The 17,325-nt window shown below is 32.4% G+C and carries 26 protein-coding genes; 19 read left to right on the forward strand and 7 right to left on the reverse strand.

Features of this window, described 5'->3' with window-relative positions:
* Positions 1-3: 3 nt before the first annotated feature.
* The 11 genes from H8707_RS01005 (at position 4) to H8707_RS01055 (ending at position 5,012) form a co-directional block, all read left to right on the forward strand.
* A complete protein-coding gene (locus tag H8707_RS01005; RefSeq protein WP_262428279.1) occupies positions 4-246 on the forward strand; it encodes a DUF2164 domain-containing protein in 243 nt (80 codons plus the stop codon).
* Positions 247-332: 86 nt separating this feature from the next.
* Complete coding sequence (locus H8707_RS01010) at positions 333-689, forward strand: hypothetical protein (protein WP_262428280.1); 357 nt, start codon at positions 333-335, stop codon at positions 687-689.
* Positions 690-841: 152 nt separating this feature from the next.
* Complete coding sequence (locus tag H8707_RS01015) at positions 842-1,351, forward strand: DUF6036 family nucleotidyltransferase (RefSeq protein ID WP_262428281.1); 510 nt, start codon at positions 842-844, stop codon at positions 1,349-1,351.
* Complete coding sequence (locus tag H8707_RS01020; RefSeq protein ID WP_262428282.1) at positions 1,344-1,688, forward strand: hypothetical protein; 345 nt, start codon at positions 1,344-1,346, stop codon at positions 1,686-1,688. Before H8707_RS01015 ends, H8707_RS01020 begins: the two co-directional genes overlap by 8 nt.
* A 195-nt stretch (positions 1,689-1,883) precedes the next feature.
* Positions 1,884-2,015, forward strand: coding sequence for a DUF6019 family protein (locus tag H8707_RS01025; protein ID WP_262428283.1), 132 nt, complete (start codon positions 1,884-1,886; stop codon positions 2,013-2,015).
* 47 nt (positions 2,016-2,062) lie between these two features.
* Complete coding sequence (locus H8707_RS01030) at positions 2,063-2,443, forward strand: hypothetical protein (RefSeq protein WP_262428284.1); 381 nt, start codon at positions 2,063-2,065, stop codon at positions 2,441-2,443.
* A 9-nt stretch (positions 2,444-2,452) separates the two neighbouring features.
* Positions 2,453-2,935, forward strand: coding sequence for a CPBP family intramembrane glutamic endopeptidase (locus tag H8707_RS01035; protein WP_262428285.1), 483 nt, complete (start codon positions 2,453-2,455; stop codon positions 2,933-2,935).
* A gap of 48 nt (positions 2,936-2,983) precedes the next feature.
* Positions 2,984-3,613, forward strand: coding sequence for a nucleotidyltransferase family protein (locus H8707_RS01040; protein WP_262428286.1), 630 nt, complete (start codon positions 2,984-2,986; stop codon positions 3,611-3,613).
* A 52-nt stretch (positions 3,614-3,665) separates the two neighbouring features.
* Complete coding sequence (locus H8707_RS01045; RefSeq protein WP_262428287.1) at positions 3,666-4,166, forward strand: NUDIX hydrolase; 501 nt, start codon at positions 3,666-3,668, stop codon at positions 4,164-4,166.
* 286 nt (positions 4,167-4,452) lie between these two features.
* Positions 4,453-4,623, forward strand: a complete 171-nt coding sequence (locus H8707_RS01050) for a hypothetical protein (protein WP_262428288.1) — start codon at positions 4,453-4,455, stop codon at positions 4,621-4,623.
* 110 nt (positions 4,624-4,733) lie between these two features.
* On the forward strand, positions 4,734-5,012 hold the full coding sequence (locus H8707_RS01055) for a hypothetical protein (RefSeq protein WP_262428289.1): 279 nt from the start codon (positions 4,734-4,736) through the stop codon (positions 5,010-5,012).
* Positions 5,013-5,338: 326 nt separating this feature from the next.
* Here H8707_RS01055 and H8707_RS01060 read toward each other — a convergent pair whose 3' ends face one another.
* From H8707_RS01060 to H8707_RS01075, 4 genes are all read right to left on the reverse strand, one after another.
* Positions 5,339-5,728: a Fur family transcriptional regulator gene (locus tag H8707_RS01060; RefSeq protein WP_262428290.1), complete on the reverse strand. Its 390-nt coding sequence runs from the start codon at positions 5,726-5,728 to the stop codon at positions 5,339-5,341.
* 31 nt (positions 5,729-5,759) lie between these two features.
* A complete protein-coding gene (locus H8707_RS01065) occupies positions 5,760-7,274 on the reverse strand; it encodes a catalase (RefSeq protein ID WP_262428291.1) in 1,515 nt (504 codons plus the stop codon).
* Positions 7,275-7,335: 61 nt separating this feature from the next.
* On the reverse strand, positions 7,336-7,626 hold the full coding sequence (locus H8707_RS01070) for a DUF4491 family protein (protein ID WP_262428292.1): 291 nt from the start codon (positions 7,624-7,626) through the stop codon (positions 7,336-7,338).
* A gap of 46 nt (positions 7,627-7,672) precedes the next feature.
* Positions 7,673-7,954: a hypothetical protein gene (locus H8707_RS01075; RefSeq protein WP_262428293.1), complete on the reverse strand. Its 282-nt coding sequence runs from the start codon at positions 7,952-7,954 to the stop codon at positions 7,673-7,675.
* Between H8707_RS01075 and H8707_RS01080 the strand changes: the two genes are divergently transcribed.
* The 7 genes from H8707_RS01080 (at position 7,945) to H8707_RS01110 (ending at position 12,433) form a co-directional block, all read left to right on the forward strand.
* Positions 7,945-8,076, forward strand: a complete 132-nt coding sequence (locus H8707_RS01080) for a hypothetical protein (protein WP_262428294.1) — start codon at positions 7,945-7,947, stop codon at positions 8,074-8,076. The two genes, H8707_RS01075 and H8707_RS01080, sit on opposite strands and share 10 nt — an antisense overlap.
* A gap of 749 nt (positions 8,077-8,825) precedes the next feature.
* The gene (locus tag H8707_RS01085; RefSeq protein WP_262428295.1) at positions 8,826-9,005 is read left to right on the forward strand and encodes a hypothetical protein; all 180 of its coding nucleotides are present in this window, start codon (positions 8,826-8,828) and stop codon (positions 9,003-9,005) included.
* Positions 9,006-9,014: 9 nt separating this feature from the next.
* On the forward strand, positions 9,015-9,683 hold the full coding sequence (locus H8707_RS01090) for a GNAT family N-acetyltransferase (protein WP_262428337.1): 669 nt from the start codon (positions 9,015-9,017) through the stop codon (positions 9,681-9,683).
* A 47-nt stretch (positions 9,684-9,730) separates the two neighbouring features.
* Positions 9,731-10,723: a PstS family phosphate ABC transporter substrate-binding protein gene (locus tag H8707_RS01095; protein ID WP_262428296.1), complete on the forward strand. Its 993-nt coding sequence runs from the start codon at positions 9,731-9,733 to the stop codon at positions 10,721-10,723.
* A gap of 159 nt (positions 10,724-10,882) precedes the next feature.
* On the forward strand, positions 10,883-11,140 hold the full coding sequence (locus H8707_RS01100) for an AbrB/MazE/SpoVT family DNA-binding domain-containing protein (protein WP_262428297.1): 258 nt from the start codon (positions 10,883-10,885) through the stop codon (positions 11,138-11,140).
* A 5-nt stretch (positions 11,141-11,145) separates the two neighbouring features.
* Positions 11,146-11,520: a type II toxin-antitoxin system PemK/MazF family toxin gene (locus tag H8707_RS01105; RefSeq protein WP_262428298.1), complete on the forward strand. Its 375-nt coding sequence runs from the start codon at positions 11,146-11,148 to the stop codon at positions 11,518-11,520.
* 193 nt (positions 11,521-11,713) lie between these two features.
* On the forward strand, positions 11,714-12,433 hold the full coding sequence (locus tag H8707_RS01110) for a hypothetical protein (RefSeq protein WP_262428299.1): 720 nt from the start codon (positions 11,714-11,716) through the stop codon (positions 12,431-12,433).
* On the opposite strand, the gene H8707_RS01115 is transcribed toward H8707_RS01110, so the two are convergent.
* Genes H8707_RS01115 through H8707_RS01125 form a run of 3 tightly spaced genes read right to left on the reverse strand, consistent with a single transcriptional unit; the run spans position 12,430 to position 15,316 of the window.
* Positions 12,430-13,098: a DUF6320 domain-containing protein gene (locus tag H8707_RS01115; protein ID WP_262428300.1), complete on the reverse strand. Its 669-nt coding sequence runs from the start codon at positions 13,096-13,098 to the stop codon at positions 12,430-12,432. The genes H8707_RS01110 and H8707_RS01115 overlap by 4 nt on opposite strands.
* Before the next feature lie 15 nt (positions 13,099-13,113).
* Entirely contained in the window at positions 13,114-14,382 is a 1,269-nt protein-coding gene (locus H8707_RS01120; protein WP_262428301.1) for a hypothetical protein, read from the reverse strand.
* Complete coding sequence (locus tag H8707_RS01125) at positions 14,369-15,316, reverse strand: alpha/beta hydrolase (RefSeq protein WP_262428302.1); 948 nt, start codon at positions 15,314-15,316, stop codon at positions 14,369-14,371. Before H8707_RS01125 ends, H8707_RS01120 begins: the two co-directional genes overlap by 14 nt.
* A 247-nt stretch (positions 15,317-15,563) precedes the next feature.
* Here H8707_RS01125 and H8707_RS01130 point away from each other — a divergent pair, with 247 nt between their 5' ends.
* Complete coding sequence (locus H8707_RS01130; RefSeq protein ID WP_262428303.1) at positions 15,564-17,165, forward strand: EAL domain-containing protein; 1,602 nt, start codon at positions 15,564-15,566, stop codon at positions 17,163-17,165.
* Positions 17,166-17,325: the final 160 nt, after the last annotated feature.

Here is a 17,325-nt window from a genome sequence, read left to right on the forward strand (position 1 = left end):
CATATGAGCAAAAAGTCTGGAATTAAAATTGAAAAGGGAAAAAGGGAAGATATGATTCATTCAATAAAAGGGTTTTTTCTTGATGAAAGAGATGAAGATTTAGGGGACTTGGCTTCAAGTTTAATTTTAGATTTTATTATAGACGAGCTGGCACCGGAGTTTTACAATCAAGGAGTTGAGGATTCATATAAATATATGAATGATAAACTTGAGGATTTATTGGGAATAAAGAAATATAGGAAATAGGTATCTATATCTGCATTGAATGGGGATGAAGTTGAACACAGGCAGATAAATGTATAGTAATTTAATAGGGCAAGGAGAGATTAGTTATGGGATTAACATCATATATTGCTATAGGGATAGCTTTTGTTGTCTTAACTATGGTATTACTTATGTTCAAAGCAGATAAAAAAGATATAAAGAGAAAACCTCATTTATTATCGTGGTTAGCATTATGTTTAATTATACTAAATTGGGTTCTTTATTTATTTGGATTTTATGCAATGCTGCCTCAAAAGATTGGAAATCAAATATTTATTCCTATTTGGTTTTTAGTGTGTATTATTAGTTTTATAGCTGCTGTTAAAGAGTTTAGAAACAACCGTATTTTTGCTATAGTAAGCGGTGGATTATCGGTTCTTAGTTCTATTTTTGGAGTTCTTATATTGATAATAGGGAGTATGTAACTATGATAAATCCTTTGAAATGGTAAGATAGGGAACAAACATTTTTCATAGATTTAAATTTTGCTGTGGGAAAATTGGAATTTAGAAACTGGAAGTTCAGGATTTTATGATACAATAGAAATTATAAATATATTAATCTAAATGGTGATAAAATGGATATAAGAAAAGAATTAGAAAATAAAATATATGAAATGGAACAAGTGGCTAAATTATTTAATGTCGAACCTTTTGATATTTACTTTTTAGGTGGGTCTGCTTGTGTTTTAGGGGGATATACAGAAAGAGCAACTAGAGATTTTGATTTTGTGGATATAGAGTACTCATCACACTTGGGAAAGGTGTTTGTTCAGTTAAGAGATTTTGATATGTTAGAATATGAAAGTACAATATTATCACCGAGATATAAGGAGAGGGCAATAAAGTTAGATAAATTTGAATATCTAAATATTTATATATTATCCGTTGAGGATATTATTGTAAGTAAAATTATTAGATTAGGGCAAAAGGACATACAGGACATAGATGAATTAATAAAAATTGCTGATATTGAGAAGATTGAGATTATAATAAAAGAGGTATTAGACAGACGAGATTTATATGATTCAAAAAAATCGGAATTCCTTAGGAAATTGCCTTTATTTAGGGAGAGATACCATGTATAGAATTGTATGTGAAAGCTATGAGAATTATATAAATGATTTCATACCGAACGATACTGACAACTATAGATTTAAAATCATGAAACCGTTTAGACTGATAACAGACATGACTATTTATAATGAAGAGAAGAATCTAAATACTGAAGATTATAAAAAGCTTGAGGATTTCATTTATCTTTCTAAGAAAGAAATTAATAGCTATCCAAATATTAAATCGCTGTTATGGAGCTTAGAGTCTAGAGGAATTTACGGTAAAAGTTTTGGTGTTCTTTCAGTAGAGGATTTCACTGAAATGATGAAAATAATTAATATGTTTCTAAAATTAAGTTATTGGAGCTAAGCTAATGTAATTATCTATAAGAATAGAATTAATGAAATTTAGAATATTTATATTTAAGACCTTAAAAATAGGTCTTATTATTTTTTTATTGGAAATTTTTATACAGAAAAAGGGATAGTAGATAAATATGTCGAATAATATATAATAAGGTATAACCTTATTTTTATTTTGCAGCGTAAAGGAGGAAGTATTTTTATGAGATTTGAATTTTTTTATATAATTTTATATCCATTAATGATAGCTATTTTAGCAGTCATATTATATTTTGTTATTAAATTAGCAGTTAAAAATGCAATAAAGGAATTAAAGGATGAAAGATATCTTTAAATTAAAGATGGAGTTTACTAATTAGAGAAGTTGATAGGAGTGATGAAATGTTTGGTCAAAAATTAAATCTATTTGATGAAGCTAGGGCTGCTAAAGTCAAACTGAATTGGGTTATCTCTGTAATTATTTCTTTTCTCATGATAGTTATAGGACAATTGATTGGTCAAATATTCCTAATTATATTTAGTAAATATATTGCTATTCAAGGAATTTTGATGATGCCATTGTTTTTAATTTTTACTTCTATATTTCCTTTACTACTATGTTTTACATGGGTTAAGTTTGTTGAAAAGAGAAGAATTAGGACTTTGGGATTAAGCCCAGACAGATTTATATTTAAATTTCTTAGAGGATTTCTAATAGGATTTTTAATGTTTAGTTGTGTTACACTTTTAATGTATATTACAGGGACAATTGAAATCAGTTAGAGTATAAGTGTGGGTTTTAAATATATTCCTGCTATATTAACAATATTACCTGGATGGATAGTACAAAGCAGTACGGAGGAGATAATTACTAGGGGATGGTTGATGCATATTATAGGAGCGAAGCATAATCAAGCTTTGGGTTTTATTATATCATCAATATTATTTGGAGTATTGCATATTTTTAATCCTGGGGTTAGTCTTTTATCCATACTAAATATTGTTCTTGTTGGATTTTTATTTGGCTTATATGTAATTGATACTAAGGATGTATGGGGAGCATGCGGATTACATGCTGCATGGAACTTTGCTCAAGGCAATATCTATGGTTTTAATGTTAGTGGTATTTCAAGTTCAACCGATACCTTAATAAGTTTTACTAGTAAAGGTACAGACATTTTAACAGGTGGTGCATTTGGTCCTGAAGCAAGTATATTTACTACAATTGTCTTGCTTATTGGGATAGTAGCACTAGTTTTAAAAAGACGATTTTAAATCTGAGTTGAATTTGCATAATAGTAATTAAAAAAGGAGTTTTATCTAATGACTTTACTAGAAAAAGAAAATAGGCTCATAGATATAATTGAAAACAGTTTGCACCTGCAAAAAGTAGTGTCAACTTTGTATGAATTTAAAGATGAAAAATGTTACATTGGTGCAGGTGCTATATCTCAAACCTCATGGAATATATTAACTAATAGACCTGTGGATTATGGAATAGATGACATTGATATAGTTTATTATAATTCTCAAAATATTGAAGAAAGGTATGAGAAAAGAATTGCTGAATATTTAAAATACTCATTAGGAGAATATCCACTTTGGCTTGATGTGAAGAATGAGGCAAGGGTTCATTTATGGTATAAAGAAAAATTTGGGTATGATATTGAGCCATATAAATCAATCGAAGATGCCATAGATACTTGGCCCACAACAGCAACTTCATTAGCAATAAGGAAGATATCCGAAAAGAGTTGGGAGATTTATGCACCTTTTGGATTACAGGATATTTTTGAGATGAATGTTATTGCTAACAATAGACAAATAACGAAAGAGATATATGCTAAGAAGGTCAAAAAATGGATTCAAAAGTGGCCTGAATTAAACGTATTTGAATGGAGTAACAAAATTATTCCGTTTGTTGACAATAAAAAGATATATGTAGAGAAATAAATTATAAGTAAAATTCTTGATATTATAGAATCTATATTATGGAGGTTTTAAAATGGAGCTACTTACTAAACCTGCAGTAGGTGGAATAATAGAGAAAAATATTGATGGGTTAGATTACATATTGATTCAAGACAGGTTCAAGGATAATGCAAAATTGGAATATGGACTACTAGAAATTCCTGCTGGGAAGATACGGGAATTTGAGAATATTTTCAATTGCTTGAGAAGAGAGATTAGAGAGGAAACTGGATTGGAGGTTACATATATTAAGGGTGAAGATGAAACAGTAATTCTAGAAACCAATGGATATAAAGTGTTAAACTATACTCCATTTTCTTGTTGTCAAAATATCCAAGGAACATATCCAATAATGGTACAAATATTTATATGCAATGCCGATGGAGAATTATTAAATGGTACAAATGAAACGAAAAATATCAGATGGATGTCATTAATAGAATTGAAGGAATTATTAGAAGACGATAAAAGTTTATTTTATCCAATGCACATTATTACTTTAGAAAGATACTTAAAAACGATGTTGAAATATTGATATGAATTTGAAATCGTACCACTACTTCCTTGATTCCAGATGTTAATTTAGATAAAATTAGTGAAGTATTGAATAGTGGTAGTAACCTGTGAAATTCACAATTCACAGGTTACAGTTCACAATTACTAGGGTCTAGCTTTTGAGGTCTTTTAATTGCGACCCAAGGTCGCTTCTCTGATTGTGCATTGTGAATCATGAATTGTGAATTTCTTAAGACGCATCATTTATATTAAGCATAAGCATCATATCAGTAGATTAAATATATATATAATGGGAGGTTTCTATAATGAAAAGGTATGAATATAAATTTATTAAAGAAGGAATAAAAATAGGTTTTGATACTAATAAGAAAATTGAAGAAGCCGAGAATGAGTGGAATGAGCTTGGAAATCAAGGATGGAAATTTTGTAAAGAAGGTAATGGAGTAATGGTTTTTATAAGAGAACTTGATGAATAGAATGAGTAATTTTATATTCAAGACTAAGACACATTATTTATAAAATGTGAAGTAAGGATAATTTGCATTTTTTGAAGAGTGACAAAATGATTATTAGGGGATGAAATATTGTGAAAAGATTTAAGAATTCATTTATTATGATTGGTTTATTATTAATATTATTGGTTTTATCCTCCTGTACAAATAATAGGATACAAGAGCCAGCTATTAAAATATCATATGATTCTAATGAATTAAAGGTTATTTATTATCTTGATAGAAATAATAAAGAAAAAGAAGATATTGAAGAAGGGGTAAAAAATTTTATGGTTGGTAAAAGATTTATTGATTTGCCAACAATTGATTTTGGACAATTGATTTTGGAGAAAAAATTGATCTTGAAGCCCTGAATTTTGAAACGACCAAATTTGAAGTTTATGATTACATCGTCGATGAAAGAGGTAATATTGTTTCCGATTATGACATAAATCCACATATATTAACTTTAGTAGAAGAAGGAAATACAGAATTTGTATTTGAGAAAAGCGAAGACTTAGAAAGATATTATGATTATATGGTCGAAGAGAAATCTATACATTGCTTATTGATTAGAAGTAAGATAAACAAGTCTTCCTTCGCATTTGGAACACTTGTATTAGGTCAAAATAAGAAATAGCGTTGCAAGGAAGCTACTTACAATGCTATTTCTCTCTTTTGGGTTGCCTGTGTTTTAGCCTTATTTAAGGCTATGTTGACAATTGGGACAAAGCCCTTCAAAAACTGTCTGATGTCTCTTTATAGAATAACCTGTTTTTTTGGCCATTTCCTGATCCAACTCCGTATGATAGGATAATGGGGCATCACACACTGCGCCACATTTAGTACAAAGAAGGTGATGATGAAAATCCAAGCGATATTCAAAGCGATCTGCATCCGGCACTTTAATCTGGCAAATTTCTCCACTTTGAGTCAAAAGGTTCAGATTGCGATATACAGTACCTCGGCTGATCTTGTTATCTATGGCTCGAACATCCAGATAAACCTGATCCGCACTGGGATGGTCGTTGTGTGCTTTAACTGCGTCCAAAACCAACTGACGCTGCTTGGTGTTTCGTCGTTGCTTCATAAATGAGCACCTCAGTTTCATATTAATATACTTATATTGTACTCGAAAGCGTTGCTTGAATCAAGCCGTCATTGTCCAGCTTAGAAAGCTCCTTAACCTTATCCATGCAAAGATTAACTGCCTTGGCAAACCGTTCACCGTACTCTGGGTCAGCAAGATAGCAGTGGACAGCATGACGGTATTTGATGTTCTCAGTTACAGAAGATATATCCTTAGCAGTGTTTTCAATAAGAATCTGCTTCTTATCTTCGGATAATATACGCCATAGGTCACCACCGGCACGGAAACAGTTATCTGTTGGGTCATCCTTAGGATCATAATGATACATTGCGCCATCTAGATCCAGAGGTGGTTCCATTACTTCCGGCTGTGCAGTCCAAGCACCATAACTGTTAGGAGAATAAGCTGGAGCACTGCCATAGTTGCCATCCACACGCATAGCACCATCACGATGATACTCATTAACTTCTACTTTGGCACGGTTGACTGGGATAAGGTTGTGGTTTACTCCCAAACGGTAACGTTGTGCATCGCCATAGGAAAACAATCTGCCTTGTAGGAAACGATCAGGACTAAATCCGATTCCAGGAACTACATGTGCGGGGGTAAAGGCAGACTGCTCAACCTCAGCAAAGTAATTCTCCGGATTGCGGTTTAATTCAAGTATTCCCACCTCAATGAGAGGATATTCGGCATGACGCCAAATTTTCGTTATATCGAAAGGATTCTCGTAATGTTTTTTTGCTTGTTCCTCAGTCATAATCTGAACATACATGGTCCATTTTGGAAAGTCACTTCGTTCAATAGCCTCGTACAAATCCTTGCCATGATACTCTCGATCCATCCCATTAATTTTCTCTGCTTCCTCGTTGCTTAAATTCTTAATGCCCTGCTGGGTCTTAAAGTGAAACTTGCACCAAACACGTTCATTTTTCTCATTATAGAAGGAGAAAGTGTGCTCACCAAAGAAATGCATGTTTCGGAAGGAGGCGGGAATACCTCTATCGCTCATAACTACGGTAATTTGATGGAAACACTCAGGTAGCAAGGTCCAGAAGTCCCAGTTATTCTGTGCAGATCTGCGGCCTGTACGGGGATCACGTTTCACAGCCCGGTTTAGGTCGGAGAAATTGTGGACATCACGGATAAAGAAGGTTGGGGTGTTGTTGCCAACCAAATCCCAGTTGCCCTCTTCAGTGTAGAACTTAACTGCTACCCCGCGTATATCACGCTCGCAGTCAGCGGCCCCACGCTCACCTGCAACGGTAGAAAAGCGTATGAACGTCTCGGTTTCTGCTCCAGGTTGGAGAACTTTCGCTTTTGTATATTTTGAGATGTCATGGGTGACGGTGAATTTCCCATAAGCACCCCAGCCTTTAGCGTGCATACGGCGCTCAGGTATAACCTCACGGTTGAAATGAGCCATTTTTTCCATTAGCCATACGTCTTGCATTACGACAGGACCTCGAGGTCCGGCAGTAATAGAATTCTCATTGTCGGCTATTGGAGCACCGACTTCATTTGTTAATTTCTTATTATCACTCATTATAAAACTCCTTTCTGTATTTTGATTTATGTAATTATCACAAGGATATTTACATCAGGTGTTACTTTTTGACGCGGTTTGGGTTTTCAGGAAACCAGCCTTTTCTAACTCGTTCGGTCTGTTCTTTGAGCTCCTTGATGCTCCACAGCATAGAGAAGCCTGTTATTGCTAACGCTGCCGACAAAATGATTTGATGTACGAACAAAGACAATATGCAAAAAACGAGACCTACAACTAGAAAAAGAGGCCAAATCCGATCGGTAAAATAGTATTCACAATAAATCACAATCGGATGAAAGATACCGATAATTAGAAATGAAATACCACCAATTATTACTCCAGACCAAATCATAAGTACATCACTCCTCTCACATATTTAATAAATAAAAGATTCAAACTTACAAAGATAGGCACATTACTAGCATCCACAGATAAGCACAGCTCTTAGGCAGCATAAGCATACCGATTTTAGGATTTTTATTAGACCAAAGTACCACAGGAAGATAAAATGCAAAACTAAGAATAATGGCAAGCCACATACATCCAAGACCTGGCACTATGCTCCTTTGTAGAAAAAATAGTCCGGAGACGCTGATACCCAATATGAAAAACGGAATATTACGCCAAATTCCCCAGTTAATTGGAGGATATCGCTCCTGCCATTTGTTCTGTGGCAGCAAGCAAAGCAAAATCCGCACAGCAGCTAAAATATAGACTATATATGACCAGAAGTTATTATTCTGTATGGGAAAAATCAATAGTCCTATCTGCCATAACAGAAGATAAAACACTGTCATTGTGATTGAGGTAACCTGCTTACCCCTTCCAAGGATTCGCTGGAGATGTTTTTCCCGTTGTGTTATGATTACCATAATGCGGGGCAGAAGATGAAATGCATCGCCACAGAATAAGACTAAAGCCATGACACCTGCTAATATGCGAGGATAATTACCAGCTCCGGTCCGAAAAAGTACCAATCCAAGTATCAATGCAAAAGTAAGATATAGTACATCAAAGACAAGTTCAAATATTCCAAATACACGTTTCATATTTTTCGTTTCTCCCTTAAGTAAAATTATGTTCAATTGAAATCAAAATCCTCTATTTTAGAATCTTATACTTATAGAAATTACTAATAGGACCCATTACTGATAATATACTATGTAAAGAAAAATTTGTCAATATAGAAATCAATGTTGTATGTAAAGGGGAATAAGAATTATGACAAATCCTTCAAATCTGCTAGAGACTTAACAAGGACTCTGGAGTATAATAAAAGAAAAGTGCAAATAAAAGAGAAAGCATTGTTCAATTTTACAGATGGCTATTATATTTATATTTTTTATAAGTGGTGATCGGTGGAAATATGATAAAGACTTTTCTACAGTACTGACTCTATTATCTTGAGAATTGAAGATTAAAATATATTTAAAATTCAAGAAGGTATTGATAAAATGATATTATCAATAATCATGGATCTAAATGAATAAATAACACATTCTTTAAAAAATGAATCGTAGAGGATATAAATATCAAAAGGGTGATTGATATATGTTAAATCTTAAGACATTAGAGGGCATAAACACTGAAACAATATACGATGCTTTTATAAAAGCTTTTTCAGATTATCCAGTAGAGATGAACTTATCTTTAAACAAATTTAATAACATGTTAAAAAGGAGAGGCTACTCTCCTGAATTTTCTATGGGAGCATTTGAAGGCAGTGAATAAATAGGATTTATTCTTAACGGGGTTCGAAATTGGAGAGGTAAAACTACTGTATATGATTGTGGTACAGGCGTGATACCCAAATATCGAAAACAAGGAATCACGGGTAATATATTTAATAAAGTTTTGAGGCATCTGAGAAATAATAATATTGAACAATATCTACTTGAAGTAATCCAATCTAACAAACCTGCAGTCAATCTTTATGAGAAGCAAGGATTTTTAATCACAAGGACTTTTTCATGTTTTCAAATAGAAAAGGAACTAGTCAGCAATGAACTGAATTCATCTATAAAATGTGAATCCTGTAATATTAAGGAAATAAATTGGGAGCTATTAAAATCATTCTGGGATTTCGAACCATCTTGGCAAAATTCGATTGAGCCTATTATGTCAGTTTATAATTCATTTGAAGTGCTCATTGCCCAAATTGATGGAAAAACTGTTGGATATGGGATAATTGATAAGATTACAGGAGATATACCTCAATTAGCAGTTCATATAGGATATCGTCGCAAAGGAGCGGGGCTTAATATTTTAAAAAGCTTAACGGATCAAACAGAATCGCAAAACGTTAGTTTCATTAATATTGATAATAAATGCATTAGTATACTTGAATTTTTACATAATTTAGGATTTGAAAACATAGCAGATCAATATGAAATGGTGTTAAACATATAAACCAAAGAAAAGTATGGAAAATCTAGTGATTAATAGGGGTGAACAAAATGAAGAAGAATTTAATAGCTTTTTTAGTAGTTATTATAACTATATCCTTTATTTCCTGTAAGAAAGATGTATCTCCTCCAACAACTCCAGAAACTTCCACAAAGGAAGAATCCAATTTATCAACTACCATAATGAGCAATACAGCTAAGGAATATGGAATCACTGATGAAAACTATCCCAAAATAGATGGTTCAACATCAACGTTTTCAATTGTAAGAGCAATCAATAGAGTTATGTATGAGGGTAATGAAAATAGTAATTACCCTGAAACAGCTTCAAAGACAGTTCCGTCCTATAATTTGCTGATAAATGGGGATGTGGATATGATAATCGTACCCTATGCTTCCTCCGATGTTTTAGAGTTTGCAGAAAGTAAAGGTGTAAATCTTGAATTTTACCCGATAGCTTCTGAGGCACTTGTATTTATCACTCCTACAGAAAATGAAGCGGAAAATATTACAAGAGAACAGGTTAGAAAAATATATCTTGATTATGGAATTAAAAATTGGTCTGAACTTGGAGGTCCCAATCGTGAGCTTGTACCCATTTGTCGTAATGCTGATAGTGGAAGTCAATCACAAATGGACAATCTTATTTTGGAAGATAGTAAGATGCATCCTGATATACAGAAGAATTATGTAGAACTGACAATGGAAGGTATGCTGGAACTTGTGGCATTTTATCACAATGGAGGGTTAGACGGGAAACCTACAGACAGTTATGCACTTGGATATACCTTATATACCTATTTAAAAAATATGGGTGAGATGACAGGAATAGATGAGAGATTAAAGATGCTTTCTTTTGAAGGGGTTACTCCTACTGATGATAATATCGCAGACGGTTCATACCCACTTGCAGATGCTTATTATGCTGTAGTGAGAAGAGATTTGCCACAGGAACATAGTGCAAGAAGTATAATTAAATGGTTAGAATCCGACGGTGGTAAAGCGGAAATAAGAAAGTTGGGGCCTATACCTAAGGAATCATAAGTGACATTTTATAATAAATAGGAAAATATTATAAAGAAATTTAATGACAAAAACTTTATAGTTAAATCTACATAGTTTGAAAGCATACTTATTAATTGACATTTAGTATATACTTGTATATACTAAATATAAGAAATATTTTTTATAAGAGGTGATTTAATGAAAATCAATTTAGCTAAATGGGGTAATAGTGCAGCTATTCGTATACCAAAAACAGTATTGGAAGAATTAAATATAGATAGTAACAATTTTGAAAACGTAAGTTTTAATATAAATATAGAAGGGGAAAATTTGATATTAAAAAAGAAACAAGAAAAAACAAAATTTGAGCTTTTAGCTGAACAATCCAAGGGAGAAAAATTGAATCCGAAAATAGATGTTGACTGGGGCGATCCAATTGGTAAGGAATTGTGGTAAATACTATGAATAAGTTAGATAAAAGTAATTTTAATGATTTGAAATTTGGGGATATAATAAAAATTAATTTCTCACCATCTAAGGGGCATGAGCAAAAGGGTTATAGACCTGGGCTGGTAATATCAGACCCTGTTACGCAGAAAGAACTTAATGGGATAGTAATGGTGGCTCCCATAACAAGTTCTATTAGTTCCTTTTTTACTAGAGTTAATTTGGATGTATACAATATTCAGACTAAAGGTGATATTTTAATGGACCAAATTAGGGCATTGGATTTAAGCGAAAGACAGTATGAATTTATTGAAAAAGCACCTAAAGAAGCATTAAATAATTGTAATATAATATTTAATGCCATTTATGAAAAAATATTAAATTTCTAAAAAATGAATTAATGAATAGGTCATCAGAAAAACCCAAAGCCAAGCTTAAACAATTGTGAACTGTGAATTGCCGTGTGCCAAACAGTGGAAATTTCCAACCTAAATGATAAGTTCCGGTGTACTTGAAAGTGCAAGGCATAAAGCCTTATGAAATTTCACTGAGTTGGTATGAATTTAAAAAGGAGGTATATTATTGATGACTTTAAAAAGACGTTTATATATAATTTTGATATTTATTTTATTAATAAATATATCCGGCATATGCTATGGTAATTCAGCAGAACCGCCGTCAATATTGATAATAGTGCCAAATGCTCCAGGGGATCTTGAGATTAGTATTGGCACTGACAATACATATACAAAGGCTAAGGAAATAGACAAGCTGGTTGAAAAACATTATATTTTTTACTCTCGAGAAATGGAAGGAGCGTCTAACAATACGATAAATGTTAAAACAAATGGTGATTCATATGAACTGGATTTTGAAAATCCAGCAAGCAGATATCAAAATATTTATACATTAAATCTTAAGTCAAAAACACTTTCTCTAGGCAAATCAACGTTGCGATCTATTGTATTGGTATCTCTCAGAATTATTATTACCCTAATAATCGAGGGAATTGTATTCTATCTATTTGGATTCAGAGATAGAAAGTCATGGAAAATATTTATACTAATCAATCTTTTAACTCAGGGCGCTTTAAATATTTGGATAAATGGTTTATTTCCTATGCAAAGCTACCTATTTATTGGATTAATTGCCCTTGAAATACTGATAGTTATAGTCGAGAGTATTACCTTGGTATCAAGGGTTCAGGAACATAATAAAATAAGAAGATTTTTATTTGTCCTGTCAGCTAATTTTTTGAGTTTAGTAGTTGGAGGATATATACTTACCGTTTTACCTTATTAGATATGCATTCTCTTATCCATCTCCGCCTTTATATCTGTTCCTTGAAATATTAAAATAGCTGATAAGGATATTATACTCAAGGCTATGCTTATGATAGACGGATAAATCACATCGACCCAACCAAATACAATAAAGATTAGTGGAATAATGCCAAATATGCTGTCTATTAGAGAATAAGTTATATAATCCCTTACACTAAGATTTAAAATTTTAGCAGTAACATACATTATAATCGTTGCAGAAATGCATGCAATAGGAATTACATAGTTTAATGACCAGCCCCTCCAGCCCATCCTCCAATCCCAAAAGACTGACAACAATGAGATAATCACCGCTTGCCAGACTATCTTTTTTGGGATATGATATCTTTTTTGCAAAATTGCATACAAACCGAGCCATACGCTTATAATGCCAAATAAAAACAATAGAGGCCAGTTGACCTTTGATGGGAATATTATATTGATTGCAAAACTTACTACTATGGAAACAATTGAGATAAATACCATAATTCGAATAGCCAAATGGCTTTCGTAAAATGGAGGAATACTGGGGAATATTTCATCTTCAATATTTTCTGCATCACCATATGGAAGGGGATTTCCGCACAGCGGGCATTTTTCTCTATTTCCTCTTATATTAACATTACAATAGCTACATGATTTCATAAACTGTCCTCATTTCTATTCATTTGATGATATTTCAACTTCCAAACCTTTATTCGAAAGAAACTGAAAAAATGTTCTTTGTATATCGGTTTCTCTAAATGGCGAAGTAAAAGAGATTACCAATCTATCTTCAAAAGAGCAAAGGGTTATCTTTGGACTTCTGGCGCTTACAGAGACACTAAATGACCTTATATATCTTTTAATTTCTTGGGGGACATCTATCCTGCCGATATTGGAAATTGAAGTTGTAACTTTATGATCATTTATTTTATCGGCAAATTTCAATACTATATCTTTCAGCGGCAATGGTATTATCCTTGCAAAGGAATTATTTTCTAGCGACATAAACTTCACCAGCTTTAGGTCAATTTCCTCTTTAGTCAAATTTTCTCTAAAGATATTGTTCACATTTTTAATGATATCTTCAAGCTTCGGGCTATTTTTTTCGAAGTTATAGCTAACATTCATTGTGCTAAAAAAGTTTCTTGCCGTTTCCGAATCGTAATATTGCCTTAGATTTATAGGAACTGACAATATAATTGGGTAATTTTGTTTGTCAGCCGGCATATCTTTATAAATTGAATATAGAAACAATGAAGTTAGAAATATTGTCAATGTAGTATTGTATTCATGAGATATTTTCAACACTTCATTTACCGACAAGGAACCTTCTATAAGTTTCATTCGATTTTCATCAAGTCTTGTGCCTTTTATTCGGTAGGCATTTATACGTTTATCTCTTTTTTTAAGCCCTCTTTTATTTTGCCTATGATAATTTTTCCAGAAGCTGTCATCCATCTTTTGACTAATAGATGCCTTATAATTGAGTTTTGGGATATTTCCATTGAAAGTATCCTTTTGCCTAAGAATTAAATAATGAAAGATAAGGGTTTCAATAAACCACACTGCACCTGCTCCGTCGCTTAGCGCGTGAAATATTTCAAGATTTATTCTTTTATTATAATAGGATACTCTGAATAATAAAGTCCTTTTATCTTTTATATATATGGGTGAACATAAGGGGGTATTTTCCGCATCCACTGTTGGTGACAAATTGCTTATTTCAAAATAATACCAAAAGACTCCACGCCTTAATACAGACTTATATAAAGGAAAGGTTTCTAAAGTCAAATCCAAAGCTTCTTGCAATATACATGGGTCGACATTCTCATAAAGTTCGCAAGTGATACGATATACCTTAGTGTCTTTATTATTAGCAGTTGACGGAAAGATTTTGGAAGCATTGTCCAGTTCTCTCCATTCAATTTTCTTATAGGATTTCATAGTCTTTCCTCATTTCATTGTTGTTATCATTTAAAAATACGTTTATCAATTCATAACATTTTGCTATATCATCTTTGTTTAACGGGTTGGAAAAGAAGCCATGTAAGGTGTCCTTTAGACGATGCATACTTACATCATTTCCAAACTGTCTCAATTTTACTCCATAGGCCTCGCCTTCATCTCTTAGCGGATCAAATTCAGCGGTTATGATTAGAGTTTTAGGCTGATTTGAAAGGTCTTTTGCCAATATTGGCGCAACATATGGGTTTATTCTATCTTCTTCATTTGGCACATAGAGATCCATATAGTCCTGTATCCTTTTAGAGGTCATTATATAATCATATCCATTCTCTTGAACTGAAGGATAAGGAGAGTTTTCGCTATGGTCATAATTTGTAGCAGGGTATATTAGTATCTGCTTATGTGGCAAAAATTCACCGCGATCTCTTGCCATTAGGGATACCACTGCAGCAAGATTAGCTCCTGCGCTATCTCCTATTAATGTTATATCACAATTGTTACAGTTTAATATATCCTGATTTAAAAAGATTTCACGAGTTACATAATAGCAGTCCTCAGCACCGGCAGGAAACGGATTTTCCGGAGCTAATCTATAATCAACGGAGATAACCATGTGATTGGTTTCATTAGCCATATTTGCACATATATTTGTATATGAATCTATATTTCCGGTAACCCATCCTCCGCCATGGAAAAATATAAGCACTTTTGAATGAATGCTCTCTTTAGGGATAAAAGCACGAAGTGGAATTTCCCTATTCCCTATTATTATCTTGTGATCTAAAGTTTTGTAGACCGGTTCAGAAGGTGGATTTATTATTTCTAATAACCTTCGATATGCCTTATAATTTTTCTTTAAATTAACATGGGGTATTGAGAGTATTTGCAGTACCTTTTTTCTAAGATTATTCATACATATCCCACCTTCTTATTCATTATTTTCCACTATTATATACGATATTACCCATTATAAACAGCTAAATCATAGTTAATTTATAATATTATATATCAAAGTCAAAATAATGCATATACCAAATCTATACTTTGAGTATAAAGGGAATATTTGGAGAATTCTGCGTTATTTTGTTTAAAGCCATATTAACAAGGTATACTATTAATAGAATAAGTTGTTTTTATATAAAGGCGTTGAGGGGCTTCAAATGGAAAAGAAAGCGATGAATTTAAAAAATACAAATAGATTTTTAGCATATTTGTCGTTTATATTATCTACTCTTATTGCTATATTTGTTTATTTTGTTGGTGGAACAAGCAAAGTTTATGCAAATCTAATGTATATTCCAATTGCATTGATTTCGTCGACTAATGGGATAAAGCTCGGTGTTTTACATGCAATTTTAAGCGCCATAATGGTAGGTCCATTTATGCCACTTGATTCAAATTTGGGGTTAATGCAGGAACCTATAAATTGGATACTAAGATTAATTATTTATCTATCAATTGCATTTATCATAGGATATTTTTCTGAATATAATAAAAAAAGCAGAGATTATGCCACTAATCTACTGACCCATGATATGCTTACGGGATTTAGAAATATTGAATCCTTAAAAAATGAAGAAAACCATGATGGATATGAAAAAACTGTTATTGCACTCTCGGTCAATGAATATGAAGAGATTTTGGGATTCTTTGGATATGGCTTTACCAATAGAACAATTAAGACATTTTCCGAGAAAATAAAAGAAGAGTTAAGCGAATATGAAAATGTAGAATTCTATAGATACGACGGAATGGACTTTATTTTAATAATTACCCATGATAGTAAAAGTTCAAATATTGATGAAATAATTGACATTTTAAAAGGCTTTAGCAGATCTACACTAAACATTGTAAATATACCTATATACATAGAAATGACTATGGGAATTACCAAAATAGATAAAGATACTGCAAAAATTGAAGGCTTAAGGCAAGCGATGATTTCTCTAAGATATGCAATAGCAAATAATATGAGCTTGGGGATTTATGACAGCAGCATTGACACTCATTACAAAAATATAATTAGTATTGCAAGTAACTTTGGATATGCTTTATCAAATGGCAATATAAAAGTGGTCTATCAAAATATATACGATCCTAAAACAGGGAAAATACATGGCGTTGAATTATTGGCACGTTGGGTAACAGACAATCATAATCAAATCTCTCCAAATGATTTTATTCCGGTAATTGAAAAAACAGAGCTTATCGGCGAACTTACTAAATTCATGATAGATACTGCTATTGACATGGCTATTGATTCTGATAGTGAAGATACTATATTATCAATAAATTTCTCTCCTAAGGATTTCAAAAAAGAGACAATTGATTACTTAATATACAATATCAAAGATAAAAATATAAATCCCAGAAAGCTTCAAATTGAAATAACTGAAGAAATTTTGCTGAGAGGCAGTGAAGCTTTTTGTTATCTGGAACTATTTAGAAAATATGGCATATTAATAGCGATTGATGACTTTGGGACAGGCTATTCTTCATATCAATCCCTAGCTGAACTACCTATAGATGTAATCAAAATTGACAAGTCAATGATCCAAAAAGTCAGCAGCAATACGATTTCCAAAAGCTTGGTAAAGAGCATAGTGGACTTCTGTCAGGCAAATGATATTATTACTGTAGCTGAAGGGGTCGAAACCAAGGAAATGTTAGATACCTGTAATGAAATAGGGATTGACTATCTGCAAGGCTACTATTTTCATAAACCTGAAATTATTTATAAGAATGAAAAGGCTTCTTCATAGAAGTCATTTTTAAATTAAATCGTGATCTTTGATAGAAGTCTTTTTTATTGGTTATTTATTTCCCGACAGTCCCATTTTTTGAATATTTATTGACAATATTGACATCCTAGTGTACTATATAATTAATACACTAGGATAGGGGTAAAAGTATGCGCTTTGA

The organism is Paratissierella segnis, from assembly GCF_014385195.1.
Classification (GTDB): Bacteria; Bacillota; Clostridia; order Tissierellales; family Tissierellaceae; genus Paratissierella; species Paratissierella segnis.

Coding starts and splice junctions, on each gene's coding strand:
- H8707_RS01005 (WP_262428279.1), top strand. CDS start 4: ATGAGCAAAAAGTCTGGAATTAAAATTGAAAAGGGAAAAAGGGAAGAT.
- H8707_RS01010 (WP_262428280.1), top strand. CDS start 333: ATGGGATTAACATCATATATTGCTATAGGGATAGCTTTTGTTGTCTTA.
- H8707_RS01015 (WP_262428281.1), top strand. CDS start 842: ATGGATATAAGAAAAGAATTAGAAAATAAAATATATGAAATGGAACAA.
- H8707_RS01020 (WP_262428282.1), top strand. CDS start 1,344: ATGTATAGAATTGTATGTGAAAGCTATGAGAATTATATAAATGATTTC.
- H8707_RS01025 (WP_262428283.1), top strand. CDS start 1,884: ATGAGATTTGAATTTTTTTATATAATTTTATATCCATTAATGATAGCT.
- H8707_RS01030 (WP_262428284.1), top strand. CDS start 2,063: ATGTTTGGTCAAAAATTAAATCTATTTGATGAAGCTAGGGCTGCTAAA.
- H8707_RS01040 (WP_262428286.1), top strand. CDS start 2,984: ATGACTTTACTAGAAAAAGAAAATAGGCTCATAGATATAATTGAAAAC.
- H8707_RS01045 (WP_262428287.1), top strand. CDS start 3,666: ATGGAGCTACTTACTAAACCTGCAGTAGGTGGAATAATAGAGAAAAAT.
- H8707_RS01050 (WP_262428288.1), top strand. CDS start 4,453: ATGAAAAGGTATGAATATAAATTTATTAAAGAAGGAATAAAAATAGGT.
- H8707_RS01060 (WP_262428290.1), bottom strand. CDS start 5,728: ATGAAGCAACGACGAAACACCAAGCAGCGTCAGTTGGTTTTGGACGCA.
- H8707_RS01065 (WP_262428291.1), bottom strand. CDS start 7,274: ATGAGTGATAATAAGAAATTAACAAATGAAGTCGGTGCTCCAATAGCC.
- H8707_RS01070 (WP_262428292.1), bottom strand. CDS start 7,626: ATGATTTGGTCTGGAGTAATAATTGGTGGTATTTCATTTCTAATTATC.
- H8707_RS01085 (WP_262428295.1), top strand. CDS start 8,826: ATGTTAAATCTTAAGACATTAGAGGGCATAAACACTGAAACAATATAC.
- H8707_RS01095 (WP_262428296.1), top strand. CDS start 9,731: ATGAAGAAGAATTTAATAGCTTTTTTAGTAGTTATTATAACTATATCC.
- H8707_RS01100 (WP_262428297.1), top strand. CDS start 10,883: ATGAAAATCAATTTAGCTAAATGGGGTAATAGTGCAGCTATTCGTATA.
- H8707_RS01105 (WP_262428298.1), top strand. CDS start 11,146: ATGAATAAGTTAGATAAAAGTAATTTTAATGATTTGAAATTTGGGGAT.
- H8707_RS01115 (WP_262428300.1), bottom strand. CDS start 13,098: ATGAAATCATGTAGCTATTGTAATGTTAATATAAGAGGAAATAGAGAA.
- H8707_RS01120 (WP_262428301.1), bottom strand. CDS start 14,382: ATGAAATCCTATAAGAAAATTGAATGGAGAGAACTGGACAATGCTTCC.
- H8707_RS01125 (WP_262428302.1), bottom strand. CDS start 15,316: ATGAATAATCTTAGAAAAAAGGTACTGCAAATACTCTCAATACCCCAT.
- H8707_RS01130 (WP_262428303.1), top strand. CDS start 15,564: ATGGAAAAGAAAGCGATGAATTTAAAAAATACAAATAGATTTTTAGCA.